The sequence below is a fragment of the Azospirillum sp. A1-3 genome, assembly GCF_023806445.1.
Taxonomy (GTDB): Bacteria; Pseudomonadota; Alphaproteobacteria; order Azospirillales; family Azospirillaceae; genus Azospirillum.
Window position 1 is genome coordinate 562,567 of sequence record NZ_JAMSLU010000006.1, and the last position, 25,841, is coordinate 588,407.

The 25,841-nt window shown below is 69.5% G+C and carries 23 protein-coding genes; 17 read left to right on the forward strand and 6 right to left on the reverse strand.

What is annotated here, in order from left to right:
- The first annotated feature begins 129 nt into the window (after positions 1-129).
- From paaA to paaK, 11 genes are all read left to right on the forward strand, one after another.
- The gene (gene paaA, locus M5E06_RS30455) at positions 130-1,143 is read left to right on the forward strand and encodes a 1,2-phenylacetyl-CoA epoxidase subunit PaaA (RefSeq protein ID WP_252141431.1); all 1,014 of its coding nucleotides are present in this window, start codon (positions 130-132) and stop codon (positions 1,141-1,143) included.
- 26 nt (positions 1,144-1,169) lie between these two features.
- Entirely contained in the window at positions 1,170-1,457 is a 288-nt protein-coding gene (gene paaB / locus M5E06_RS30460) for a 1,2-phenylacetyl-CoA epoxidase subunit PaaB (RefSeq protein WP_014189511.1), read from the forward strand.
- Entirely contained in the window at positions 1,457-2,221 is a 765-nt protein-coding gene (gene paaC, locus M5E06_RS30465) for a 1,2-phenylacetyl-CoA epoxidase subunit PaaC (RefSeq protein ID WP_252141432.1), read from the forward strand. The genes paaB and paaC overlap by 1 nt, the downstream gene beginning before the upstream one ends.
- A 7-nt stretch (positions 2,222-2,228) precedes the next feature.
- Positions 2,229-2,750, forward strand: coding sequence for a 1,2-phenylacetyl-CoA epoxidase subunit PaaD (gene paaD / locus M5E06_RS30470; protein WP_252141433.1), 522 nt, complete (start codon positions 2,229-2,231; stop codon positions 2,748-2,750).
- A gap of 151 nt (positions 2,751-2,901) precedes the next feature.
- Complete coding sequence (gene paaE / locus M5E06_RS30475; RefSeq protein WP_252141434.1) at positions 2,902-3,981, forward strand: 1,2-phenylacetyl-CoA epoxidase subunit PaaE; 1,080 nt, start codon at positions 2,902-2,904, stop codon at positions 3,979-3,981.
- Positions 3,982-4,008: 27 nt separating this feature from the next.
- A complete protein-coding gene (gene paaN / locus M5E06_RS30480) occupies positions 4,009-5,688 on the forward strand; it encodes a phenylacetic acid degradation protein PaaN (RefSeq protein WP_149227120.1) in 1,680 nt (559 codons plus the stop codon).
- Positions 5,685-6,491 (forward strand): 2-(1,2-epoxy-1,2-dihydrophenyl)acetyl-CoA isomerase PaaG, encoded by an 807-nt coding sequence (paaG, locus tag M5E06_RS30485; RefSeq protein ID WP_252141435.1) that lies wholly within the window; start codon positions 5,685-5,687, stop codon positions 6,489-6,491. The genes paaN and paaG overlap by 4 nt, the downstream gene beginning before the upstream one ends.
- The gene (gene paaH, locus M5E06_RS30490; RefSeq protein ID WP_252141436.1) at positions 6,491-8,155 is read left to right on the forward strand and encodes a 3-hydroxyacyl-CoA dehydrogenase PaaH; all 1,665 of its coding nucleotides are present in this window, start codon (positions 6,491-6,493) and stop codon (positions 8,153-8,155) included. The genes paaG and paaH overlap by 1 nt, the downstream gene beginning before the upstream one ends.
- Positions 8,152-8,586, forward strand: a complete 435-nt coding sequence (paaI, locus tag M5E06_RS30495; protein ID WP_252141437.1) for a hydroxyphenylacetyl-CoA thioesterase PaaI — start codon at positions 8,152-8,154, stop codon at positions 8,584-8,586. Before paaH ends, paaI begins: the two co-directional genes overlap by 4 nt.
- 68 nt (positions 8,587-8,654) lie before the next feature.
- Positions 8,655-9,863, forward strand: coding sequence for a 3-oxoadipyl-CoA thiolase (gene pcaF / locus M5E06_RS30500; RefSeq protein ID WP_136701079.1), 1,209 nt, complete (start codon positions 8,655-8,657; stop codon positions 9,861-9,863).
- A gap of 62 nt (positions 9,864-9,925) precedes the next feature.
- Positions 9,926-11,251, forward strand: a complete 1,326-nt coding sequence (paaK, locus tag M5E06_RS30505) for a phenylacetate--CoA ligase PaaK (protein ID WP_252141438.1) — start codon at positions 9,926-9,928, stop codon at positions 11,249-11,251.
- Between the two features lie 2 nt (positions 11,252-11,253).
- On the opposite strand, the gene M5E06_RS30510 is transcribed toward paaK, so the two are convergent.
- Positions 11,254-11,916, reverse strand: a complete 663-nt coding sequence (locus tag M5E06_RS30510) for a MarC family protein (protein ID WP_109152197.1) — start codon at positions 11,914-11,916, stop codon at positions 11,254-11,256.
- Positions 11,917-12,390: 474 nt separating this feature from the next.
- Between M5E06_RS30510 and M5E06_RS30515 the strand changes: the two genes are divergently transcribed.
- From M5E06_RS30515 to M5E06_RS30530, 4 genes are read left to right on the forward strand one after another with little or no spacing between them, the layout of a single operon-like run.
- Complete coding sequence (locus M5E06_RS30515) at positions 12,391-13,203, forward strand: ABC transporter ATP-binding protein (RefSeq protein WP_252141489.1); 813 nt, start codon at positions 12,391-12,393, stop codon at positions 13,201-13,203.
- On the forward strand, positions 13,193-14,065 hold the full coding sequence (locus M5E06_RS30520; RefSeq protein ID WP_252141439.1) for an ABC transporter permease: 873 nt from the start codon (positions 13,193-13,195) through the stop codon (positions 14,063-14,065). Before M5E06_RS30515 ends, M5E06_RS30520 begins: the two co-directional genes overlap by 11 nt.
- On the forward strand, positions 14,062-15,162 hold the full coding sequence (locus M5E06_RS30525; RefSeq protein ID WP_252141440.1) for an ABC transporter permease: 1,101 nt from the start codon (positions 14,062-14,064) through the stop codon (positions 15,160-15,162). Before M5E06_RS30520 ends, M5E06_RS30525 begins: the two co-directional genes overlap by 4 nt.
- A gap of 46 nt (positions 15,163-15,208) precedes the next feature.
- Positions 15,209-16,225 (forward strand): ABC transporter substrate-binding protein, encoded by a 1,017-nt coding sequence (locus M5E06_RS30530; RefSeq protein WP_109152201.1) that lies wholly within the window; start codon positions 15,209-15,211, stop codon positions 16,223-16,225.
- Between the two features lie 155 nt (positions 16,226-16,380).
- Here M5E06_RS30530 and M5E06_RS30535 read toward each other — a convergent pair whose 3' ends face one another.
- The 4 genes from M5E06_RS30535 to M5E06_RS30550 are packed head-to-tail and all read right to left on the reverse strand — an operon-like array spanning position 16,381 to position 23,288.
- Positions 16,381-16,923 carry a cyclic nucleotide-binding domain-containing protein gene (locus M5E06_RS30535; RefSeq protein ID WP_252141441.1) on the reverse strand — a complete coding sequence of 181 codons (543 nt, stop codon included), beginning with the start codon at positions 16,921-16,923 and terminating at the stop codon, positions 16,381-16,383.
- Positions 16,924-16,931: 8 nt separating this feature from the next.
- Positions 16,932-19,829 carry an NHLP bacteriocin export ABC transporter permease/ATPase subunit gene (locus M5E06_RS30540; protein WP_252141442.1) on the reverse strand — a complete coding sequence of 966 codons (2,898 nt, stop codon included), beginning with the start codon at positions 19,827-19,829 and terminating at the stop codon, positions 16,932-16,934.
- Between the two features lie 4 nt (positions 19,830-19,833).
- On the reverse strand, positions 19,834-21,975 hold the full coding sequence (locus tag M5E06_RS30545; protein WP_252141443.1) for an NHLP family bacteriocin export ABC transporter peptidase/permease/ATPase subunit: 2,142 nt from the start codon (positions 21,973-21,975) through the stop codon (positions 19,834-19,836).
- Positions 21,976-22,007: 32 nt separating this feature from the next.
- On the reverse strand, positions 22,008-23,288 hold the full coding sequence (locus tag M5E06_RS30550; RefSeq protein WP_252141444.1) for an NHLP bacteriocin system secretion protein: 1,281 nt from the start codon (positions 23,286-23,288) through the stop codon (positions 22,008-22,010).
- Between the two features lie 235 nt (positions 23,289-23,523).
- On the opposite strand from M5E06_RS30550, the gene M5E06_RS30555 reads away from it, so the two are divergent.
- Positions 23,524-24,282: a GntR family transcriptional regulator gene (locus M5E06_RS30555; RefSeq protein WP_252141445.1), complete on the forward strand. Its 759-nt coding sequence runs from the start codon at positions 23,524-23,526 to the stop codon at positions 24,280-24,282.
- Between the two features lie 16 nt (positions 24,283-24,298).
- Here the strand turns inward: M5E06_RS30555 and M5E06_RS30560 are convergent, their stop codons facing one another.
- Positions 24,299-24,769, reverse strand: coding sequence for a methylglyoxal synthase (locus M5E06_RS30560; RefSeq protein ID WP_252141446.1), 471 nt, complete (start codon positions 24,767-24,769; stop codon positions 24,299-24,301).
- A gap of 232 nt (positions 24,770-25,001) precedes the next feature.
- Here M5E06_RS30560 and kduI point away from each other — a divergent pair, with 232 nt between their 5' ends.
- Positions 25,002-25,838 (forward strand): 5-dehydro-4-deoxy-D-glucuronate isomerase, encoded by an 837-nt coding sequence (gene kduI, locus M5E06_RS30565; protein ID WP_109152208.1) that lies wholly within the window; start codon positions 25,002-25,004, stop codon positions 25,836-25,838.
- Positions 25,839-25,841: the final 3 nt, after the last annotated feature.

The following is a 25,841-nucleotide window of genomic DNA, read 5'->3' on the forward strand; positions in this document are numbered from 1 at the left end:
AAAGACTTTTTGAGACCTGCCGCCCCACCCCAAAAGCGACACACAAATCCGCTTTACAGTCTTTGATCTGTATCATATTTTGCTTTCAGAAAATGTTCGCTGGACACGCGATCCATCTCGGGGATGCCGATGTACACGCAGGGTTTGGATGCCAAGACCGAGCAGGGCGCTCAACCGTCTCCCCGCTTGGTGACGGAACAGGACGCCGCTCTCCAGGGCCGCTTCCAGGAGCGCGTCGACGCCGAAGAGAAGATCGAGCCGCGCGACTGGATGCCGGAGGGCTACCGCCGCACGCTGGTCCGCCAGATCTCGCAGCACGCCCATTCGGAAATCGTCGGCATGCTGCCGGAAGGCAACTGGGTCACCCGCGCGCCGACCCTGCGCCGCAAGGTGGCCCTGCTGGCCAAGGTGCAGGATGAGGGCGGGCATGGCCTCTACCTCTACAGCGCCGCCGAGACGCTGGGCGTGTCGCGCGACGAGCTGGTCGGCCAACTGCTGTCGGGCAAGGCCAAATATTCCAGCATCTTCAACTACCCGACCCCGACCTGGGCCGACATCGGCGCCATCGGCTGGCTGGTCGACGGCGCGGCGATCATGAATCAGGTGCCGCTCTGCCGCTGCTCCTACGGGCCCTATGCCCGCGCCATGGTCCGCATCTGCCGGGAGGAGAGCTTCCACCAGCGCCAGGGCTACGAGCTGATGCTGGCACTGGCCCAGGGCACGCCGGAGCAGAAGCGGATGGCGCAGGACGCGCTGAACCGCTGGTGGTGGCCGTCGCTGATGATGTTCGGCCCGTCGGACGACCAGTCCGCCCACTCCGCCCAGAACATGGCCTGGAAGATCAAGCGCTTCTCCAACGACGAGCTGCGCCAGCGCTTCGTCGACGCCACGGTGCCGCAGGCGGAGTTCCTGGGCCTGACCATCCCGGACCCGGAGCTGCGCTTCAACGCCGAGACCGGCCATTACGAATTCGGCGCCATCGACTGGACCGAGTTCAACGAGATCCTGAAGGGCAACGGCCCCTGCAACCGCGAGCGCATCGAGGCCCGCCGCAAGGCGTGGGACGACGGCGCCTGGGTGCGCGAAGCCGCCGTCGCCCATGCCGCCAAACGCAAGCAGCGCGCCCTGAAGAAGGCCGGCTGACCAAAGAATTCCGAGGGAACGAGACCATGGATCGTAAGGACTGGCCGCTGTTCGAGATCTTCATCCGGCCGAAGAACGGGTTGTCGCACAAGCATGTCGGCAGCCTGCACGCCGCCGACGCCCGCATGGCGCTGGACAACGCCCGCGACGTCTACACCCGCCGCGGCGAGGGCGTCAGCATCTGGGCGGTCCCCGCCGCCAGCATCGCCGCCTCCGACCCCTCGGAGAAGGCCAGCCTGTTCGACCCGGCCGACGACAAGGTCTATCGCCACCCGACCTTCTACGACATCCCCGCAGACGTGAAGAACATCTGATGAGCACGGATCTCAAAGAGGCCCTGTTCGGCTACACGCTGCGGCTGGGCGACACGTCGCTGGTGCTGGGGCACCGGCTGTCGGAATGGTGCGGCCATGCGCCGGAGCTGGAAGAGGACATCGCGCTGACCAACGTCGCGCTCGACCTCGTCGGCCACGCCCGCATGCTGCTGACCTATGCCGGCGAGCTGGAGGGCAAGGGCCGCGACGAGGACCGCCTCGCCTACCGGCGCGACGTCTTCGACTACCGCAACCACCTGCTGGTCGAACAGCCGAACCGCGACTTCGGCCACACCATCGTCCGCCAGTTCCTGCACGACGCCTGGGCGGTGGAGCTGTATGAACGGCTCTGCGCCTCCAAGGACGAGACGTTGGCCGGCATCGCCGCCAAGGCGGTGAAGGAGGTGCGCTACCATGTCCGCCACAGCGGCGACTGGCTGGTGCGGCTGGGCGACGGCACCGACGTCAGCCACGCCAAGGTCGCCGACGCGCTCGGCCGCCTCTGGCCCTACACCGGCGAGATGTTCGAACGTGACGAGGCCGAACAGGCGCTGATCGCCGCCGGCATCGTCCCCGACCCGGCCGAGCTGAAGGCCGCCTGGACCGCCCGCGTCGAAGCGGTGCTGGAGGAGGCGACGCTCGACCGTCCCGCCGACGGCTGGATGCAGAAGGGCGGCCGCCGCGGCGAGCACAGCGAGCATCTCGGCTATCTGCTGGCCGAGATGCAGTTCCTGCCGCGCGCCTATCCCGACGCGACCTGGTGAGGGCGAAATGCCGGATGCAGCAGGCTGCTGGGGACCGGAACCGGGCGCCGACGCGGTCGTGAAGGCCGCCTGGGACGCGCTGGCCGGGGTGATGGATCCGGAGATCCCGGTGCTGAGCATCGTCGATCTCGGCATCGTCCGCGCGGTGTCGGCCGACGCGGACGGCCGGCTGACGGTGGCCCTGACGCCGACCTATTCCGGCTGCCCCGCCACCAACGTGATCGTGCTGGAGGCGGAAACCGCGCTGGCCCGCGCCAAGCTCGACGCCCGCGTCTCGGTGGTGATCGCCCCGCCTTGGACGACCGACTGGATCAGCGACACCGGCCGCGAGAAGCTGGCCGAGGTCGGCATCGTCCCGCCGCCGCACTCCGGCAAGCGCGCCCTGACCGCGCCGGACGAGGTGATCGCCTGCCCGCGCTGTGGTTCGCAGGACACCCGCCAGATCAGCCGCTTCGGCTCCACCGCCTGCAAGGCGCTGCACGCCTGCAACGCCTGCCTCGAACCGTTCGACGTGTTCAAATGCCATTGAGTGCTTTCGGTGGATGCCCCCTCCCCAACCCTCCCCCGCTTTGCGGGAGAGGGAGTACGCGCCAGATCGGCGGCAGTCCCCTCTCCCGCGCCAGCGGGGGAGGGTTAGGGAGGGGGCCTCATTCCGTCCGCTCCACAAGGATCCCGAGCCCATGACCACCCCCAGCTTCCACCCGCTGACCATCCGCGAGTGCCGGCGGGAGACCGCGGACACCGTGTCGATCGCCTTCGACGTGCCGGCCGATCTCGCCGATCGCTTCCGCTTCGTCCAGGGCCAGTACCTCACCCTCAAGACCCACATCGGGCACGAGGAGGTGCGGCGCTCCTATTCCATCTGCTCCGGCGTGGGCGAGGGCGAACTGCGCGTGGCGGTGAAGAAGGTCGATGGCGGCCTGTTCTCCACCCACGCCAACCAGTCGCTGGCGCCCGGCGCGGTGCTGGAGGTGATGACGCCGATGGGGCGCTTCCACACCCCCATCGACCCGAATGCGGCGCGCACCTATGTCGCCTTCGCCGCCGGCAGCGGCATCACCCCGGTGATGTCGATCCTGAAGACCGTGCTGGCGCAGGAGCCGAAGAGCCGTTTCGTGCTGGTCTACGGCAACCGCACCGTCTCCTCCATCATCTTCCGGGAGGAACTGGAGGACCTGAAGAACCGCTATATCGGCCGGCTGGTCATCCACCATGTGCTGAGCCGCGAGCCGGAAGAGGCCGGTCTTCTGGGCGGCCGGATCGGCGCCGGTCTGGTGCGCGAACTCTGCGCCGGCCCGCTCAAGGCCGAGGACATCGACGCCGCCTTCCTCTGCGGCCCCCAGCCGATGGTGGAGGAGGTGCGCGACGCCCTGGCCGCCTGCGGCACCCCGCCGGCCAACATCCATGTCGAGCTGTTCGGCACCACGACCGCCGCGCGGCCCGTAGTGAAGAAGGTTGCAGCCGACAGCCCCACCGATGCCGCGACCATCGCCATCCTGCAGGACGGCAAGCGCAAGGAATTCACGCTGCCCTATGACGGCGAGAGCATCCTCGACGCCGCCCACCGGCATGGCGCCGACCTGCCCTATTCCTGCAAGTCTGGCGTCTGCTGCACCTGCCGCGCCAAGGTCCGCGAAGGCAAGGTCGAGATGGCCGAGAACTACTCGCTGGAGCCGTGGGAGGTCGAGGCCGGCTATGTCCTGACCTGCCAGTCGCGCCCGCTGACTGAACGGGTCGTCATCGACTTCGACGCCGCCTGATCAACGAGAAAAAGGAAACGCCCCGCCATGACCACCACCCCGCAGAGCCTGTTCGAGACGCACGAGGCGACTCTGCAGAAGGCCGTCGAGGCCTGCCGCAGCCGCGCCTACTGGTCGGCCTTCCCCGAAATGCCGAGCCCGCGCGCCTATGGCGAGACGGCGGCGGCGGATGGCGAGGCGGCCTTCGCGGCCTACCGCGACAAGCCCTTCGAACTGGACCAGCCGGGCGTCACCGGCACGGTGGGGGGTGAGCGCTCGCCCTTCGGCTTCGATCTCGGCATCACTTATCCGGTGTCGGATGTCGATGCACTGGTGAAGGCGGCCAAGGCGGCGATGCCGGGCTGGCGCAAGGCCGGGCCGAACGGCCGGGCCGGCGTCTGCCTGGAAATCCTCAAGCGGCTGAACGCGCGGTCCTTCGAGATCGCCAACGCGGTGATGCACACCACCGGTCAGGCCTTCATGATGGCCTTCCAGGCCGGCGCCCCGCACGCCCAGGACCGTGGGCTGGAGGCTGTCGCCTATGGCTGGAAGGCGATGACCGACCAGACCCCGGCCGCCCGCTGGGAGAAGCCGCAGGGCAAGAACCCGCCGCTGGTGATGGACAAGCGCTTCGAGGTGGTCGGCCGCGGCGTCGGGCTGGTCATCGGCTGCGCCACCTTCCCGACCTGGAACGGCTATCCCGGCCTGTTCGCCAGCCTCGTCACCGGCAACGCGGTGATCGTGAAGCCGGGCCCCACCGCCATCCTGCCGCTCGCCATCACCGTGAAGATCGCGCGCGAAGTGCTGGCGGAGTGCGGGCTCGACCCCAACCTCGTCACGCTCGCCATCGGCGACACCGTCGCCAAGGATCTGGCGCTGCGGCCGGAAGTGGCGGTGATCGACTACACCGGCTCCACCGGCTTCGGCGATTGGCTGGAGCAGAACGCCCGTCAGGCCCAGGTCTATACCGAGAAGGCCGGCGTCAACACGGTGGTGATCGACGGCACCGACGACCCCAAGGGCATGGTGCGCAACCTCGCCTTCACGCTCAGCCTCTATTCCGGCCAGATGTGCACGACGACCCAGGTCATCTTCGTGCCGAAGGACGGCATCCAGGCCGGCCCTGACCGCATGAGCTTCGATCAGGTCGTCTCGGCACTGGCCGGCGGCGTCGACAAGTTCCTGTCCGACCCGGAACGCGCGGTGGAGGTGCTGGGCGCCATCCAGTCCGACGCCACGCTGGCCCGCATCGACGAGGCCGCCAAGCTCGGCACCGTCGTGCTGCCGTCGCGCGCCATCACACACCCGAAGTTCCCTGACGCCCGCATCCGCACGCCGCTGATCCTGACCATGGATGCGGCCGACGAGGACAAGTACGGCCATGAGCTGTTCGGCCCGATCTCCATCATCGTGAAGACCGACAGCACCGCCGACAGCCTGGAGCGCGCCGCCCGCCTGACCCGCACCAAGGGCGCGCTGACCACCGGCCTCTACAGCACCGACCCGCAGCTGATCGAGCAGGCGACCGACCTGTTCGTCGAGGCCGGCGTCGCCCTGTCGGTCAATCTGACCGGCGGCGTCTTCGTCAACCAGTCGGCGGCCTTCAGCGACTTCCACGGCACCGGCGCCAACCCGGCGGCCAATGCGGCGCTGTGCGACCTCGCCTTCGTCGCCAACCGCTTCCGCGTGGTGCAGAGCCGCGTTCCGGTTCTGGAGGCCGCCCAATGAGCGACCGGCAGACCACTGAAAAGACCATCCTCCTCGACATCGCCGACGGCGTCGCCACCATCACGCTGAACCGGCCGGACCGGCTGAACAGCTTCACCGCGGCGATGCATGAGGAGCTGCGCGAGGCCGTCGGCGAGGTGCGCGAGGACAAGGCCGTGCGCTGCCTGCTGTTGACCGGCGCCGGTCGCGGCTTCTGCGCCGGGCAGGATCTCTCCGACCGCGCCGTCGCGCCGGGCGCCCAGGGTCCCGACCTCGGCGTGTCGATCGAGACCAACTACAACCCGCTGGTCCGGTCCTTGCGCGCCCTGCCGATGCCGGTCATCTGCGCCGTCAACGGCGTCGCCGCCGGGGCGGGCGCCAACATCGCGCTGGCCTGCGACATCGTGCTGGCGGCGCGGTCGGCCAGCTTCATCCAGGCCTTCTGCAAGATCGGGCTGATCCCCGACAGCGGCGGCACCTGGACCTTGCCGCGTCTGGTCGGCCATGCCCGCGCCATGGGCCTCGCCATGCTGGGCGACAAGGTCACGGCCGAGCAGGCGGAAGCCTGGGGCATGATCTGGAAGGCGGTGGACGACGACAGGCTGATGGCGGAGGCCGGCGCGCTCGCCCGCCAGCTCGCCACCCAGCCGACGCGTGGTCTGGCCCTCATCAAGCAGGCGCTCAACGCCTCCTCGGCCAACGACCTCGACACCCAGCTGGACCTGGAGCGTGATCTCCAGCGCGAGGCCGGCCGCACGCATGACTATCGCGAAGGCGTCGCCGCCTTCGTCGAAAAGCGCGCACCGAAGTTCGAGGGGCGGTGATGGCGGCGCTCGATCCCTCCGTCACCGTCGCGGTGGTCGGGGCCGGCGCCATGGGCCAGGGCATCGCCCAGGTCGCGGCCCAGGCCGGCCACCCGGTCCTGCTGGTCGACACCCGCCCCGGCGCCGCGCAAGCCGCCGTCGAGTCCATCGCCAAGGCCCTGACCGCGCTGGTCGAGAAGGGCAAGCGCACGGCGGCGGAGCGCGACGCCACCGTAGACCGCCTGCGCGCGGTGAACGGCCTGTCCGACCTCGCCCCCGCCGGTCTGGTGGTGGAGGCCATCGTCGAGGACCTCGACGTAAAACGCCGCCTGTTCGCGGAGCTTGAGGGCATCGTCGGCGCGGACGCCATCCTCGCCACCAACACCTCGTCGCTGTCGGTCACCGCCATCGGCGCCGGGGTGCAGCGGCCGGAACGGCTGGCCGGGCTGCATTTCTTCAACCCGGCGCCGCTGATGGCGCTGGTGGAGATCGTCAGCGGGCTCGCCACCGACGCTTTGGTGCTCGACACGCTGTTCGACACCGCGAAGGCGTGGGGCAAGAGCCCGGTGCGCTGCCGCTCCACCCCCGGCTTCATCGTCAACCGGGTCGCCCGCCCCTTCTACGCCGAAGGGCTGCGGCTGGTGCAGGAACAGGCAGCCGACCCCGCCACCATCGATGCCGTCGCCCGCGAGGCCGGCGGCTTCCGCATGGGACCGTTCGAGCTGATGGACCTGATCGGTCATGACGTGAACTTCGCCGTCACCCGCTCGGTCCACGCCGCTTATTTCGGCGACCCGCGCTTCCAGCCCTCGCTGATCCAGCAGGAGCTGGTCGAGGCCGGGCGCCTCGGCCGCAAAACCGGCCGCGGCTTCTACGACCACAGCCCCGGCGCCGCCAAGCCGGCGCCGCGCAGCGCCGAGCCGGCCACCAAGCCGCAGCGTGTCGTTGTTCAAGGCGACCTCGGCCCCGCCGCGTCCCTGGTCGGGCTGCTGCGCGAGGCCGGCATCGCGGTGGAGGAGACCGCCGGCCCCGGCGTCCTGCTGGTGGACGGCGTCACCCTGGCCCTGACCGACGGCCGCACCGCCACCGCCCGCGCGGCCGAGGACGGCATCGCTCCGCTGGTGCTGTTCGACCTCGCGCTGGACTACGCCAAGGCCGCCCGCGTGGCGCTGGCCCCCGCCGACGGCACGCCGTCCGAAGCGGTTGCCGTCGCCGCCGGGCTGTTCCAGGCGCTGGGCAAGGCAGTGTCGGTGATCGACGACGCCCCCGGTCTGGTGGTGATGCGCACCGTCGCCATGCTCGCCAACGAGGCGGCGGACGCGGCGATGCAGGGGGTTGCCAGCGCCGCCGACATCGACATCGCGATGACCAAAGGCGTGAACTACCCGCTGGGTCCGCTGGCCTGGGCCGACCGCATCGGCCTGCCCCATGTGCTGGCCGTGCTCGACGCGCTGGCCCGCACCTACGGCGAGGACCGCTACCGCGCCTCCGCCCTGCTGCGCCGCAAGATTTCCGCATCTCGTATTCCCTCTCCCCCCCGGGGAGAGGGTCAGGGTGAGGGGGTCGCACCGCGTGGCTCAGCAAGCAGCGGAAACCCCGGCGGCGCCACCGATACCACGCCGCGCATCCCCCTCACCCCAACCCTCTCCCCGGGGGGGAGAGGGGGTAAGGAGCTTTCCGCATGACCACCGATCCCCAAAGCCTCGCCGAAGCGGTCGGCCGCGGCATGTACGAGCGCGACCATTGCGCCCAGGCCCATGGCATCGAGTTGCTGGAGATCGCCCCCGGCTATGCCCGCATGGCGATGACCGTGCGCAAGGACATGGTGAACGGCCACGACATCGGCCATGGCGGTATGACCTTCACGCTGGCCGACACCGCCTTCGCCTATGCCTGCAACGCGGCGAACGAGGTGACGGTGGCAGCGGGCTGCTCCATCACCTTCCCGGCTCCGGCCAAGCTGGGCGACGTGCTGACCGCCGAATGCCGCGAGGTGCACAAGCGCGGCCGCTCCGGCGTCTACGACGTCACCGTCACCAACCAGGACGGCACGGTGGTCGGCCTGTTCCGCGGCCAGTCGGCGCGCATCGCGGGGACCGTGATACCTGTGGCCTGAAGCCATCAAAGGCGCTGCCCCTGGCGGCCACGGTCACGATCCCCATCTGATAGTTTCTGGAGCGAACCATGCGTGAAGCCTACATCTGCGATGCCGTCCGCACCCCCTTCGGCCGTTACGGCGGCGGGCTGGCCCCGGTGCGCCCGGATGACCTCGCCGCGGTGCCGCTGAAGGCCCTGATGGAGCGCAACCCCGGCGTCGAATGGTCCGCTGTGGACGACGTGATCCTCGGCTGCGCCAACCAGGCCGGCGAGGACAACCGCAACGTCGCCCGCATGGCGGCCCTGCTGGCAGGATTGCCGGTCGCCGTGCCCGGCACCACGGTCAACCGCCTCTGCGGCTCCGGCATGGACTCGATCGGCATGGCCGCCCGCGCCATCAAGGCGGGCGAGGCCGAGCTGATCGTCGCCGGCGGTGTGGAGAGCATGACCCGCGCCCCCTTCGTCATGGGCAAGTCCGACAGCGCCTTTTCCCGGCAGGCGGAGATCTTCGACACCACCATCGGCTGGCGCTTCGTCAATCCGCTGATGAAGGCGAAGTTCGGCATCGACAGCATGCCGGAGACGGCGGAGAACGTCGCCGCCGACTACAACATCAGCCGCGCCGACCAGGACGCCTTCGCCGTCCGCAGCCAGCAGCGCGCCGGCCGCGCCCAGGAATCCGGTCGCCTCGCCCGCGAGATCGTCCCGGTCAGCATCCCCCGCCGCAAGGGCGAGCCGACCATCGTCGCCGCCGACGAGCATCTGCGCCCCGACACCACGCTGGAGGCGCTGGCCAAGCTCTCCACCCCCTTCCGCAAGGAGGGCGGCAGCGTCACCGCCGGTAACGCGTCGGGCGTCAATGACGGCGCCGCCGCGGTGATCGTCGCCTCGGCCGACGCGGTCAAGCGCTATGGCCTGACCCCGCGCGCCCGCGTCGTCGGCACCGCGGTGGCCGGCGTGGCGCCGCGCGTCATGGGCATCGGCCCGGCCCCGGCGACGCAGAAGCTGCTGGCCCGCCTCGGCCTCTCCATCGGCGACGTCGACGTGATCGAGCTGAACGAGGCCTTCGCGGCGCAGGGTCTCGCCGTGCTGCGCATGCTGGGCCTGCCCGACGATGCCGAGCATGTGAACCCCAACGGCGGCGCCATCGCGCTCGGCCACCCGCTTGGCGCCAGCGGTACCCGTCTGGTCGCCAGCGCGGTGATGGAACTGGAGGACCGCAAGGCGACCCGCGCGCTCTGCACCATGTGCATCGGCGTCGGCCAGGGCATCGCCATGATGGTGGAGCGGGTCTGAACAAAAATCGGCATCACCGGCCGCCAAGCGCCGGGCATCAGTACGAAGGGGAGAAGCGCACCATGTCCATCATGACCGATACCGGCGTTAACCAGGGCGCGAAAGCCGGCATGGACCGCTACGAGTTCGCCAGCCGTGACGAGATCGTGGCGATGCAGACGGAGCGGCTGGCATGGTCGCTCCGCCATTCCTACGCCAACGTGGCCCCCTTCCGCGCCAAGTGCGAGGCGAAGGGCGTCCATCCCGACGACTTCAAGGAGCTGAAGGATCTGGCGCTGTTCCCCTTCACCGTGAAGGACGACCTGCGCCAAGCCTATCCCTTCGGCATGTTCGCCGTGCCGATGGAGGACATCGTGCGCGTCCATGCCTCCAGCGGCACCACCGGGCGGCCGACGGTGGTCGGCTACACCAAGGGCGACATCGACGTGTGGGCGGAGGTCGTCGCCCGCTCCATCCGCGCCGCAGGCGGCACGCGCGGCGACAGGGTGCACATCGCCTACGGCTACGGCCTGTTCACCGGCGGCCTCGGCGCCCATTACGGGGCGGAGCGGCTGGGCTGCACCGTCATCCCGATGTCGGGCGGCCAGACCGAGAAGCAGGTCCAGCTGATCCAGGACTTCAAGCCGACCATCATCATGGTCACGCCGTCCTACATGCTGAACATCGCCGACGAGATGCGCCGCCAGGGCATCGACCCGCGCAGCACCAGCCTGCGCGTCGGCATCTTCGGCGCCGAGCCCTGGACCGGCGCGCTGCGCGAGGAGATCGAGCGCACCTTCAACATCCACGCCGTCGACATCTACGGCCTGTCGGAGGTGATGGGTCCGGGCGTGGCGTCGGAATGCGTGGAGACCAAGGATGGCCCGGTGGTCTGGGAGGACCATTTCTATCCCGAGATCATCGACCCCGACAGCGGCGAGGTGCTGCCCGACGGCTCCTATGGCGAGCTGGTCTTCACCACCCTGACCAAGCAGGGCATGCCGGTCATCCGCTACCGCACCCGCGACCTGACCCGGCTGCTGCCGCCGACGGCGCGCGGCATGCGGCGGATGGACAAGATCACCGGCCGCTCCGACGACATGCTCATCATCCGCGGCGTGAACGTCTTCCCGACCCAGGTCGAGGAGCTGATCTGCAAGATCCCGGCGCTCGCCCCGCACTATGAGCTGGTGGTCAGCCGCGACGGCCACATGGACAACCTCGCCGTCCGGGTGGAGATGCACGAGGACATCCACCCGTCGGAATGGGACGGCCACGCCAAGCACCTGCAGCATTCGATCAAGTCGCTGATCGGCATCAGCACCCGCGTCGAGGCCGTCGAACCCGGCGGCATCGCGCGATCGATCGGCAAGGCCAAGCGCGTGCAGGACCTGCGTCCGAAGGCTTGAGGTCAGCCCTTCTGCGACAGCAGCGGGAAGGCGTCCAGAACACCGGTCAGCAGGATCTGGACGCCGACGCAGAACAGCAGGAAGGCGAACAGCCGCGTCAGCACCCGCACCCGCGTCGGACCCAGGAAGGCGACGATGCGGTCGGCGGAGCGGTAGGACAACCAGACCAGGGCGGCGATCGCCAGCGCCGCCCCCGACATGCCCAGGAAGAACTCCATCAGCCCGCCGGCCCCGTGCGTCGGGCGGGTGGAGCCCAGCGCGATGGCGACCGAGATGGTGCCCGGCCCGGTGGTGAAGGGGATCGTCATCGGGAAGAAGGCCGATTCCGCCAAGCGGTCGTTGTCGCCGGTCGGGGCGGCCTGTTCCTGCTTGCGCGCCTCGTGCCGTTCCGGCGCGGTCAGCAGCGCCCACGCCCGTTCGGCCACCACGAAGCCGCCGGCGATCCGCAACGCCGCCATCGACACGCCGAAGAAGTTCAGCACATAGGCACCCGCCCACAGCGCGGTCAGCATGACGATGGCCGAATAGATGCTGACCAGCCCGGCCAGCCGCGCCCGGTCGCGCGGACTGCTGTCCGCCGTCACCTGACTGAAGATCAGCGCCATCGCCAGCGGATTGACGATGGAGAACAGGGCGGTGAAGGCGAGCAGGAAACTGTCGAGCATGGGACCCGTGCATTTGTCGGCCGTCCCAACAGTTAGCGGGGACGGGGCAGGACTGGCAAGGGTGGTTTGATTCCCCTCTCCCGCCCTTAATCTCCTCTCCCCCCCGGGGAGAGGGTTAGGGTGAGGGGGGCGCATAGCGAGGATTCTCGATAAGGCACGCAGCGCATCCCCCTCACCCCGACCCTCTCCCCGGGGGGGAGAGGGAGATTTCCCCACCTCTGCCCTAAAATTCACCACCCATTCAGCCTCAGCCCGAAAATTGTGCGTCCCCACCAAAACTCACGCGCCCGAACACTGTCCATCCCGTCAGTTCCTGTCTTAATAGACAAGTTTTCTCTGAGCAATCACAACGCTCTACCGAGCAGCCTCCCCACCACCGCCCCATCTGGTCCGCTTCTTGCTCCCGTCCTCCGCGACAGACGACAACGCGAAGGGACGACCGCCGTGCCAGCCGCCCAGCCCGCACCGCTCACTCTGGTTCCGCCGGGTGCAGATCATGCGCCGCGCACCATCGTCGACATCCGCAACCTGACCCTGACCTATCAGGCCGCCGACCATCCGGTCTACGCGCTGAGCAACGTCAGCCTGTCGATCGCCAAGGGCGATTTCATCTCGCTGATCGGTCCCAGCGGTTGCGGCAAGACCACGCTGATGCGGGTGGTCGCCGATCTGGAACATCCGACCTCCGGCGAGGTGACGGTCAACGGCATGACGCCGGAACAGGCACGGCTGAAGCGCGCCTACGGCTATGTCTTCCAGGCCCCGGCGCTCTACCCGTGGCGGACGGTGGAGCGCAACGTCATGCTGCCGCTGGAGATCATGGGCTTGCCCAAGGCCGAACGGCGGCGGCGCGCCCGCGAGCAGTTGGACCTCGTCGGCCTCTCCGGCTTCGAGCGCAAATTTCCCTGGCAGCTGTCCGGCGGCATGCAGCAGCGGGTGTCCATCGCCCGCGCGCTTGCCTTCAATCCGGACCTGCTGCTGATGGACGAACCCTTCGGCGCGCTCGACGAGATCACCCGCGACCATCTGAACCTTCAGCTCACCCGCCTGTGGCTCAGCACCCGCAAGACCTGCATCTTCGTCACCCACTCGATTGCCGAGGCGGTCTTCCTCTCCACCCGCATCGTGGTGATGAGCCCGCGCCCCGGCCGCATCCTCGACGTCATCGACTGCGACCGCGACCTGCCGCGCGAGCGCACGCTGGACATCCGCGAAAGCCCGGAGTTCCAGCGCATCGCCCACCGCGTCCGCGAAGGGCTGATGGAGGGCCACAGCTATGACGACTAAACGCGTGCTCCCCGTCGTGGTGATGGCGCTGGCGGTGCTGGTGCTGTGGTACGCCGGTGCGGTCTGGCTGAACGCGCCGACGGCGACCGACGCGCTGAACCGCGCCGGCCACGACTGGACGACCGCCGACCTGATCCGCGCCACGCTGGCGATGAAGCGCCCGATCCTGCCGACGCCGGATCAGGTCGCGTTGGACCTCTACAACTCCCTGACCGGCTATCCGGTGACCAGCATCCGCAACCTGCTCTACCACACCGGCGTCACCGCCGGGGCGGCGCTGGCCGGCTTCGCCATGGGGGTGGTGCTGGGCGTGGCGCTGGCGGCGGGGATCGTCCAGGCGCGCACGCTGGAGTCGAGCCTGCTGCCCTGGGTCATCGCGTCCCAGACCGTGCCGATCCTGGCCATTGCGCCGATGATCGTGGTGATCCTCGGCAACATGGGCTTCACCGGGCTGCTGCCCAAGGCGATCATCGCCGCCTATCTCTGCTTCTTCCCGATCACCATCGGCATGGTGAAGGGGCTGCGCTCCGCCGATCCGCTGACGCTGGACCTGATGCGCACCTACAGCGCCGGCACCGCCCAGACCTTCCGCCTGCTGCGCCTGCCGGCCTCCCTGCCCTACCTGTTCACCAGCCTGAAGATCGCGGTCGCCGCCAGCGTCGTCGGCGCCATCGTCGCCGAGCTGCCGACCGGCGGACAGGCGGGATTGGGCGCGCGGCTGCTGTCCGGCTCCTACTATGGCCAGACCGTGCAGATCTGGAGCGCGCTGGTGATGGCGGCCCTGCTGAGCGTCACGCTGGTCGCCGCCGTCGGCCTCGCCGAACGGGTGCTGGTGCCGGGCGGCCGGGGAGGCGCGCGATGAGCCGCCCCGCCATGTCCCCGTGGCCACTGGTGATGCTGGCCGCACCGCTGCTGCCCTTCGCCACGCTCGACGGCACCGCCCTGTATCTGCCGCAGATACCGGTGGCGCTGGCTCTCTTCGCACTGACCGTCGCAACCATTCTGGCGAGGCGCCTGCCCGCTTCCGCCCTGGGCGAGTCCCTGCTCCTGCTGACCGGAGTCGCCGCCGCCTACGCAACGCCGCTGGTGCTGCTGAGCCAGGGCTACACCCTTGCCCAGGCCGGCGGGCTTTGGCTATCCGTGGCCGGCGCCACGCTTCTGCTGTGGCGGGTGCTGGCCCTGCTGGCAGGCATCACTGGCCCGGCGCGGCTGGCCGGTCCCGCCCTGTTCGGGCTGGCGCTTGTCATGCTGTGGGAGATCCTGACCCGCGGCTTTCAGGTGCCGACCATCCTGCTGCCGCCGCCGAGTCTCGTGGCAACCGCCTTCGCCGCCAACGCCGCCGATCTGTGGGACGATTTCCACCAGACGGTGCTGATCTCCGTACTGCGCGGCTATCTGATCGGCTGCGGCGCCGGCTTCCTTGTGGCGATCCTGGCCGACCGGGTGCCCTTCCTGGCGCGCGGGCTGCTGCCGCTCGGCAACCTCGCCAGCGCCGTGCCGGTGGTGGGCATCGCGCCGATCATGGTGATGTGGTTCGGCTTCGACTGGCAGTCCAAGGCCGCCGTCATCGTGGTGATGACCTTTTTCCCCATGCTCATCAACACGCTGGCCGGTCTGCAGAGCGCCGAGCGCATCCAGCTCGACCTGATGCGCTCCTACGGCGCCGGCTACTGGCGCACGCTGGCGATGCTTCGGCTTCCCTGCGCCTTGCCCTTTTTGTTCAACGGACTGAAGATCAACTCGACCTTGGCACTTATCGGGGCCATCGTCGCCGAGTTCTTCGGGACGCCGGTGGTGGGGATGGGCTTCCGCATCTCCACCCAGGTCGCCCGGATGAATCTGGACATCGTCTGGGCGACCATCGTCGTCGCCGCCCTGACCGGATCGCTGCTCTACGGTGCACTTGCACTGGCGGAGCGGCATGTCACCGCCTGGCACCCGTCTTTCCGCAAACGCTGACCGCCTCAAGCCAAGACAAACTCCAGCCAGAAGAGGATCGAACGCGATGAAGACCCTTGCCTCCGCCGTCCTGCTCGCCGCCACCGCGCTCACCGGCCTCGCCGGCTGGGGTGCGCCGGCCGCCGCCGCCGATCCGCTGACGCTCCAGCTGAAATGGGTCACCCAGGCCCAGTTCGCCGGCTATTACGTCGCGGCGGCCAAGGGCTTCTACAAGGACGCCGGGCTGGACGTCACCATCAAGGCCGGCGGCCCCGACATCAACCCGACCCAGGTCATCGCCGCCGGCGGCGCCGACGTGATCGTCGACTGGATGCCGTCGGCGCTCGCCAGCCGCGAAAAAGGCGTGCCGCTGGTCAACATCGCTCAGATGTTCCAGAAGTCCGGCATGATGCTGACCTGCCGCAAGGACGCCAACATCAAGGACCCGAAGGACTTCAAGGGTCACACGCTGGGCGTCTGGTTCTCTGGCAACGAATATCCCTTCCTGTCCTGGATGAGCAAGCTGGGCTACTCCACCTCCGGCTCCAGCCCGGACGTCAAGGTCCTGAAGCAGGGCTTCAACGTCGATCCGCTGCTGCAGAAGCAGGCCAGCTGCATCTCCACCATGACCTACAACGAGTATTGGCAGCTGATCGAAGCCGGCATGAAGGCCGACGAGCTGACCGTCTTCAAGTATCAGGACCAGGGCGTCGCCACCCTGGAGGACGGCCTCTACGCCACGGAAAAGGCGCTGTCCGATCCGAAGATGGTGGAGAAGCTGGCGAAGTTCGTGAAGGCGTCGGCCAAGGGCTGGGAATACGCCGCCAAGAACCAGGACGAGGCGGTCAAGATCGTGCTGGAGAACGACACCACCGGCGCCCAGACGGAGGAGCACCAGACCACCATGATGCAGGAGGTCGCCAAGCTGATCGACGGCGGCGCCAAGGGCACCGGCTATCTCGACCCGGCGGACTTCAACCGCACGGTGGACATCCTGATGTCGGGCGCCTCCACCCCGGTCATCTCGAAGAAGCCGGAAGGCGCCTACAGCCACGCGGTGTTCGATGCGGCGGCGAAGCTGTAAGGCGGTTGTCATTTGGAGAGCGGGTGCCTCGCGTGCCCCCTCCCTAGCCCTCCCCCGCTTACGCGGGAGAGGGGACCGCCGCCGCTTCGCATAAGGCACCCTCTCCCACCGAAGGTGGGGGAGGGTCGGGGAGGGGGCCGCGCTTCCCGCGCCCCCTATCCCCGCGCCGCCATCAGCGTGCGCAGCATCCGCTCGAACCGCGCGCCGGCGAGCGAGACCTGATCGAGCAGCCCCTCGTCCAGCTCGTCCTCCATGATCCGGCCGGCGTCCATCGGCTGGCCCTTGCCGTATTTCAGCCGGTCGACGGTGCCGCGCAGGCGGTCGGCCAGGAAGATCGCCAGGGCCTTGTAGAAGCGCCCGGCAAAGCCGCCGTCACTGCGCAGCCGCGCTTCGATCTCGCGCTTCGCCAGCGCCAGCACGATGCAGCGCCCGTCCGCCGACACGGTGGCCGAGGGCGGGGCCGAATCGACGAAGGACACCTCGCCGACGACCTCGCCGCTGCCCAGCCGCGCCACCGTCCCGACCCCGGCGACGTCGACGGTGGCATGGCCCTCCAGCACGATGTAGAGCGAGTCCGACGCCTCCCCCTGGCGCACCAGCACCTGCCCGCCGGTAAGATCGAGCCGCCGGCCGGCGCGGGCCATCCACTCGATGTCCTCGTCGCTGAGATTGCCCAGAATATACAGGACCTTACGCATCGTTCCCCCTAAAGCAACTGCCGGCTGGCCAGCGTCCGGAATGGGCCGTCCACCGCCATCAGATCCTCGTAGCGCCCCGACTGCACCAGCCGCCCGGCGTCCAGCACCAGGATGCGGTCGACATCGCGGATGGTGCTGAGGCGGTGGGCGATCACCACGCGGGTGACGCTGAGCTTGGCGAGCGACGCCGTCACCACCGCCTGGGTACGGTTGTCGAGCGCACTGGTCGCCTCGTCCAGCAGCAGCACGCGCGGGCGATGGACCAGGGCGCGGGCGATCATCAGCCGCTGGCGCTGCCCGCCCGACAGGGTGCCGCCGCCGTCCATCAGCACCGTGTGCATGCCCATCGGCATCTGTTCGATGTCGCGGTCCAGCCCGACCAGCCGCGCCGCGTGCCACGCATCGTCCAGCCCGAGCGGCGCGGTGCCGACGATGTTCTGGAACAGGCTGCCCGCCGTGATCCGTCCGTTCTGCAGCACCACGCCGATCTGCCGGCGCACGGCGGCGAGGTCGAGCCGTTCGGCGGCGCGTCCGTCGAAGAACACCTCCCCCTGGTCCGGCCGTTCGAAGCCCAGCAGCAGGCGCATCACCGTGGATTTGCCGCTGCCCGACGCGCCGACGATGGCGACGAACTCCCCCGGCTCGATCGACAGGCTGAGGTCGTGCAGCACCGGCGGCGCATCGGGGGCATAGCGGAAGCCGACGCGGCTCAAGGTGATGCCGCCCTGCAACTCGCCCGGCGCGTCGCGGCCGGCCTGAACCTCGGGTGCGGTCTCCAGGATCGGGCGGGCGCGCTCCAGCAGCGGCAGGACGGTCAGGCTCTTGGTCAGGGCGTGCGCCATCTCGGTCATCGCCGCCAGCAGCTGGCCGAAGGCGGTGATGAAGGCCAGAAAACTGCCGGTGGTGAAGGCGGCCGGCGCCTCCTGCCCCGGCGTGGCGGCGAGCGCCTGCAACGCCTGCTGCTTGGCGTCCGATTCCATCAGCAGCGCCACCGCCAGGAACACCGCGATGGTCGCCAGCGTCGGGAAGGCGGCGTGGAAGGTCTCCAGCGCATTGCCGTAACGCTGGGCGGCCACCGCACGCGACTTCTGCGCCGAGAAGCCGCGTGCCCATTCCGCCATCGCCCGCGGCTCCGCCCCGGCGACGCGCAGCTTGCCGATGCCGACGATCAGCTGCAGCACCAGCCCGTCCAAGCGGCCCTGACGCCGGATATGCTCCCGCTCGTGCCGCAGCTGCCCATAGGACAGCGCCGCGGTCACCAGCGCCGACAGCAGCGCCAAGCCCGTCGCGACCAGGGCGAGGCGCCAGTCATAGACCGCCAGCAGCCCCAGGCTGATCGACCCGAACAACGCGCCCAGCAGGCCGGTCACCGTGCTGGCTGCCAGGATCTCGCGCACGGTCTGCAACCCCAGCGCCCGGTCGGCGAGGTCGCCGGCGGTGAAGCGGCGGAAGAAGCCGACCGGCAGGGCGAACAGCCGGTCGATGAAGGCCGCCTGCATCACCCCATCGATCCGGCTTTCCAGCCGCAGCACCGCCATCACCTTGACGATGTCGAACGCCGCACCGCCGATGGCGGCGGCGACCAGCCCGGCGATGATGAAGACCAGCTGCCCGGTATCGGCGCGCGGGATGGCGCTGTCGAACAGGAAGCCAGTGGCGACCGGCACCAGCAGCCCCAGAACCGCCGCCGCCAGCCCGCTCAGCCCCAGCCGCATGCCGTCGCCGCCAAGGCCGCGCAGGGGAAAGCGGATCGCCTCCGCCGCACCCAGCGCGCGGGCCGGCAGCGGGCGATAGAGGTGCAGCGCCTCCGCCGCCATGATGTCGGCCATCTCCTGCGTCACCCGGCGCCGGCCGCCGGACACCAGCATGTCGAAGCCGGCCGGGGTGGGCAGCAGCGCCACCGGCACCCTGCCCTCCTCCAGCCAGCCGAGCATCGGCGCCCCTTCACTCCGCCACCAGCCGTCGCGCAGGATCACCTTGCGACCGCGCAGGCGCGCCGCGGCCAGCATCAGGTCCAGCATTTCACTGGCCGGCTTGCCGGCGGCATCGATGCGGGGAAGCGGCTCCTCCAGCCCCATGTGCGCCATCAGCGCGGCCAGCGCACCCGACAGCGGATCGCCAAGGACCGGAGCGGCCGTGGACGCCTGCCCATCGACGAGGTCGGACAGGCCGCCCAGCGCCTGGGCCAACGATTCCTTTGCCGATTCCCGGCTGCGCAGGGCGCGCTTCGCCTCGCTGTCCGCCTGGGCGGCGATGCGGCTGCCGATGCGGTCCAGCACCAACGCATGGAAGCGGTCGAAGGCCGGCCACAGCGTGGCGGCATCGGGCCAGACCTCGGTCACCGAAACGGCGGCCCCGGCGGTACTTTCAATCCAGGCGCGGTCGGCCATCGGCAGCGGCGGCTCGCCTGCCCCCGTCGCCGGACCAGCCAGCCAAGCGGCCTCCCCCTCCGTCACCGTCAGCCACAGCGGCCGGCGCGGATCGGCATACAGCCTTTCGCCGGGACCGAGCGAGCGCTCGCCCGGTTCCGCCACCCGGTCGGGCCAGACCGCCTCGCCGCCGGTCGCGGCATCGGTCAGGCGCAGGATCCAGGCCTCGGCATGGGGCAGGAAATCCTCCGCCCCGGCCAGCGCCTCCCGCTCCACCCCGCTGAGGCGCGAGCCGATGGAGCCGACCGCCACCAGCGTCGCGTCCTCCTGCTTGCCGACCCCGAACAGCAGCGCCCCGGTTTCCGCCCGGAACAGGTGGCGGCGCCGGCCGCTGTTGCCCGCGAGGTGGAACAGGTCGACATAGCCGTGCTCCACCCGCCAGCCCAGCCGCGGGTCGTCCAACGTCAGCGGCCGGTGGTTGCCGCCCTCCACCAGAATGGCGGCCTGCAGTGTCGCGGGGCTGTCCAGAACGTCCATCGTCTCACCCCGCCGCGATCAGCGAGGCATACTCGCCGCCGCGCGCCAGAAGATCCTCGTGGCTGCCGCGCTCCACCACCCGGCCCTGGTTCAGCACGATGATCTCGTCGCAATCACGGATCGTGCTCAGCCGGTGGGCGATGATGATGCAGGTGCAGCCGCGCCGCCGCAGATTGTCGTCGATCAGTTTTTCGGTCGCGACGTCCAGCGCCGCCGTCGCCTCGTCCAGCACCAGGATCGACGGGTTGCCGGTCAGCGCGCGGGCGATCTCCAGCCGCTGGCGCTGGCCGCCGCTGAAATTCACCCCCCCTTCGGCGACCGGCGCGTCGAGCTGGCCCTGGCGCCCGGCCACCTCGCCCAGGATGGCGGCGTCCTCCAGCGCGCGGGTCAGCGCCGCCTCCGGCACCGTGCGGTCCCACAGGGTCAGGTTGTCGCGCACCGAGCCGTCGAACAGGAAGACGTCCTGGTCGACATAGGCGATGGAGGCGGCGCGCAGCCCCACCGGGATCTCCGCCGGCGCGCGTCCGTCAAACAGGATCTGCCCCGACCAGGGCTGGACGAGACCGCAGATCAGCCGGCCGACGGTGGATTTCCCGCTGCCCGACCCGCCGACCAGCGCCACCCGCATCCCCGGCGCGAGCGCCAGCGACAGCCCCTCGATCAGCGGCGGGTCGAGCACGCTGTAGCCAAAGGACACGTCGACCAACTCCACCGCCCCGCTCAGCCGCGCCGGCCCGTCCGCAACCTCCGCTCCCTCGGCGGCGAGGCCGGACTGCGGGTCCGGCGCATGGTCCAGCGTGTCGTTCAGCCGCTGCAGGTCGGCCTTCACCCGCTGCAGCGTCCCGCCCATGCCGACCAGCTTGGCGACCGGCTCGGAAAAGCTGGATGCCAGGCTCTGGAACGCCACCAGCGCGCCGACGGTCAGCGCCCCGTCCATCACCCGCACCGCGCCCAGCCCCAATATCGCCGCCGTACCCAGCGCGTTGAGGAAGGTCGGTGCCACCGTCAGCATCGCCGAATGCACCCCCAGCGTCTGGCGCACCGACAGCAGCCGCGCCTGATAGCCGGCCCAGCGCTCGAACGCCTGCCCCTCCAGCCCGGCCGATTTCAGCGTCTCGATGGCCTGGATGCTGCCGATGGTGACGGCACCCAGCTTGGCCTGTTCCGACAGCAGGCGGCGTCCGGCATCCTCCCGCCCGCGCGAGGCGCCGCGCAGGAACAGCACGTTGCCCAGCACCAGCAGGATGGTCACCGCCGCCAGCGCCACGTCGTAGGTCAGCATGACCAGCCCGAAGAAGACCACCGTCAGCAGGCTCATCGCTGCCGTCGCCATCTCCCCCGACAGCAGCCGCGCCACCCGGTCGTTGGCGGCGACGCGGCCGGCGATGTCGCCGGGATGGCGCTGGCCGAAGAAGGGCACCGGCAGTTGCAGCAGCCGCCAGACATAGCGGCTGGCCATCACCATGGCGAATTTGGTCTCCAGCTTCAGCAGGGCCGACTGCTGCAGCGCCGTCAGCGCCGCCCGCAGCAGCGCCGTGGCGCCCATCCCCAGCAGAAGCGGCACCAGCCAACTGCGCTGGCCTCCGATCAGCACCTCGTCGACGAAGGCCTTGGTGAAGGCCGGCAGGGCGATGCCCGGCAGCACCAGCGCCAGGCTGGCGGCCAGCGCGAAGCCCACCGCGGTGCGCGACCGCTTCAACTGCCGCCCCAGCATGCCGGCAAGGCCGGGCGGCTTCGCTCCGGCGACGAACTCCGGCCCCTTCTCGAAAGCCAGGGCGACACCGGTGAAAGCCTCGGAGAACTCCGCGCGGGTGACGCGGCGCGGGCCCGTAACCGGATCGTTCAGATAGGCGTGATCGCCCTTGAAGCCTTCGAAGACCAGATAATGGTTGAAGTTCCAATGGACGATCATCGGCCAGGGCATGTCGGCCAGCGCGTCGGGCTCTTTCTTGAAGCCCTTGGCGGTCAGGCCATAGCGCCGGGCGGCGCGCAGCAGGTTGCTGGCCTTGCTGCCGTCGCGCGACACGCCGCAGGCGACGCGCAACTCCTCCAGCGGCACCCAGCGGCCGAAATGGGCCAGGACGATGCCGAGCGAGGCGGCGCCGCACTCCACCGCCTCCATCTGCAGCAGGGTGGGCGTGCGCACGCGGGTCTGTTTGCGAACCGGCGGCTTTGCGCTCACAGGCCGGTCGCCTTGCGCAGGGCCGGGATGACGAAGGCCATCGGCGGCTGTTCGCGCACCGTCACCTCGCCCTCGGCCAGGGTGCCGCTGGTGATGGTCATCGCCGGGCCGGCACCGGACGACCAGCGGTAGCCCGACGGCGTGCCGGCCTCCGGCACCAGATCGACACGCACGGCAAAGGGCGGTCCCTTGGCAGAGAATTGCGTCACCAGCCGGTCGTTCTGCAGCACCGCCTGCATGCCCTGCGGGGTGGAGGGGAAATCCGACACCTCGGCGACCCGGCCGACCAGCGTGCCGTATTCCTCCTTGCGCACCGTCGAGGGGGCGATGCGGACATCCATGCCGGGCTTCAGCTTCTTGCCATGCTCCGGCGGGACATAGAGCACCAGCTGCAGGCCGCGCGATCCGCTTTCGATGCTGACCACCGGGGTGCCGGCGGCAACGCGGGCGCCCTCCGCCACCTTCCATTCGGTGACGCGCCCGTCGGTCGGGCTGAGGATCCGCGTGTCCTGCTCCAACTGCAGGGCAAGCTCGTCCACCCGCCGGCGGGCGTCGGCGACACGGTCGCGTCCCTCGGTCAGCGTCTGCTCGGCCCGGCTGGCCATATCCAGCTCCTCGGTGTCGATCTGCAGCAGCTGGCTCTTGGCGTCGCTGACCTTCTGGCGGGCGGCGGCCAGCTCCTGCCGCGTGTCCTCCACCCGCTGGCGGGTGGTGAAGCCGCGGCTGGCGATGTCCTCCTGCCCGCGCAGCAGGGTGTCGAGGAACTGCACCCGCGTCTCGGCGGCGGCCACCACCTGCCGCAGGGCGGCGCGGCGGGCCGCGAAATTGGCGCGGCGGGCCTGCGCCTCGCGCTCCAGCTGATTGGTGCGGCGGGACAGATCCTGCTCCCGCTCCCTCACCACCGCCCGCGCGTGGTCGAGCGTCTGTTCAAGCTCCGCCTTGTCGACGCGGGCCAGCAGTTGGCCGGCGGTCACCGTGTCGCCCGGCTTCACCAGCGGCGCCACCAGCGCGCCGGACGCGCTGGCGACCGCGTCGAACACCCGGCCGCCGCTGCTGACCAGCAGGCCGGAGCCGGTCACCCGCGTCGGGATGCTCCCCACCACCGCCCAAACCAGCGCCAGCGCCAGCAGCCCCAGCAGTGCGGTCAGGGCCAGCCAGCCCCGCGGCGTGGTCAGCGTGACCAGCCGGTCCAGTTCCTCCGGCGACGACAGGCGGTCGAGCGCCGCCTTGCGGAACAGCCGTTCCGACGGCGAGGGGGTGGTCGGCGCTGCGGTCATGCGGATCGGGCTCGCAATGGGCGGTGTAAAGGTGGGTATACGTATGGGTAGGTTGTGGAGAGTGAAACAAGCAGCCCGGCCATTGCAACCCTGCTGAACCGCCCGTCCCAAGCTGTCACAGGAGCTGTCGCCGGGCAGCCATGAATTTCCGGCGGCAAAAGGCTTTTCGCCCATGGAAGCGCAGCGATATATTAGTAATTGCGGCATCAGGCCGAAGGACAGGATCGGGACGACCATGGATTCCAATGCGGGCGATTCGAATTTGGTGGCCGTGGCCGCACCGGCGCGCCGCCGTCGTCGCCGGCCCGCCAGTGCCACCGCGAGACCCGCCCATCGCGGGGCCACCGTGTCGGGCACCATCTATCGCGACCTGCGCGACGACATCGTCTCGCTGCGCCGCAAGCCGGGCGAACCGGTGATCGAGAAGGAGGTGGCGGAGGCCTATGGCGTCAGCCGCACGCCGGTGCGTGAGGCGATGCTGAAGCTTGCCGACGAAGGTCTGGTGGAGGTGTTCCCGCAGTCCGGCACCTTCGTCGCCCGCATCCCCCTCAGTGCCCTGCCGGAGGCCATCGCCATCCGCCGCGCGCTGGAGGAGGCGACGGTGCGCTATGCCGCCGAACAGGCGACCGGCAGCCAGATCGCCCGCCTGCGCGCCAATTTGGAACTGCAGCGCGAGATGAAGGAGGCCGGCAATCTCGACGGCTTCCACGATGCCGACGAGGCGTTCCACGCGCTGCTGGCGGAGATCTCCGGCTATCCCGGCTTCTGGGCGGTGACCCAGCAGGTGAAGCGGCAGATCGACCGCTACCGCCACCTGACCCTGCCAGCGGCCGGCCGGATGGACAAGGCGCTGGGCGAACACAGCGCCATCGTCGAGGCGGTCGCCGCCCGCGACCCCGACCGCGCGGTGGGCGAGCTGCGCCACCACCTGACCGACCTGCAACTGGGCATCGCCGACGTCCGGCAGACCTATCCGCAGTATTTCACTGCTTGAGGATGGCGGGGCGCGCTCACACCTTGCGCGTTTCGTACGCCGTGAAGCAGGCGGCGCGCGGGGCGTAGCCGCTGGCGAAATGGGCGGAGGAGACGATCATGTCGGCCGTCGCCTCGTTGCAGGCCATCGGGATGTTGTAGAGCGTCGCCAGCCGGGTCAGCGCCTTCACATCCACGTCGTGCGGCTGGGCGGTCATCGGATCGACGAAGAAGACCAGCAGGTCGATCCGCCCCTCCGCGATCATCGCGCCGATCTGCTGGTCACCACCCAGCGGGCCGCTCTTCAGCGGGGTCACGTCCAGGCCGGGATGAGCGTCGCGCACCTTCTGGCCGGTGGTGCCGGTCGCCCAGAAGGCGTGGCCGTCCAGCGCCGCGATGTTGGCGCCGATCCAGGCGATGAGGTCCGCCTTGCGGGCGTCGTGGGCGACGAGGGCGATGCGCTTGCGGGGCTGCTGGCCAGATTGCTGGCCAGATTGCTCGGTGGTCATGACTGGACACTCCGGACGAGGACCGCCCACTAATATATTACCATGGCCGCCAGCGCAACGCGGCGCCCCCGCCCCGCCACGGTTCGACCGCCCCCGGCGTCTTTGTCGCACCCTCCGCTTGATGAAATGTCCGGATTTCCATCATTAACCCTTGCCCTGCTTACTAGTATATTAGTATGATGGCGCCAGACCTGCCGGACAGCCGGCTGCACAGATTTGAAAGGACCACCCCATGAAAATCTCCGTCCGGCACGCCTCGCACCCCGATGCCGTCCGCAGCTACGACACCGAGACGCTGCGCGACCATTTCCTGGTCCCGACCCTGTTCGAGGCCGACGAGACCGTCTTCACCTACAGCCACATCGACCGTTTCGTCGTCGGCGGCGCCATGCCGGTCGCCGGCCCGGTGAAGCTGGAGTCCTCCAAGGAGATCGGCTCGCCCAACTTCCTCGACCGGCGCGAGCTGGGCGTGGTCAATGTCGGCGGCGCCGGCCGCGTCACCGTCGACGGTGCCGTGTATGAACTGGCGCCGCGCGACGCGCTCTATGTCGCGATGGGCAGCAAGGACGTCACGTTCGAGAGCCTGGACCGCCGCGAGCCGGCCAAGTTCTACCTGAACAGCACCCCCGCCCATGCCCGGTTCGAGACGATGAAGATCTCGATCGGTCAGGCCAAGGCCGTTCACCTGGGCGACCCGGCCCAGTCGAACGAGCGCACCATCTACCAGATGATCCACCCCGACGTGGTGCGCACCGCGCAGCTGGTGCTGGGCATGACGGTGCTGAAGCCGAACAACATGTGGAACACGATGCCGTGCCACACCCATGATCGGCGTTGCGAGGTCTATTTCTACTTCGACCTGCCCGATGATGCCCGCGTCATCCACCTGATGGGCGAGCCGGAGCAGACCCGCCACCTCGTGGTCGCCAACGAGCAGGCGGTGATCTCCCCGCCCTGGTCGATCCATTCCGGCGTCGGCACCCGCAACTACACCTTCATCTGGGCGATGGGCGGCGACAACCAGGACTTCACGGACATGGACTTCGTCGCCATGGACCGCCTGCGCTGAGGC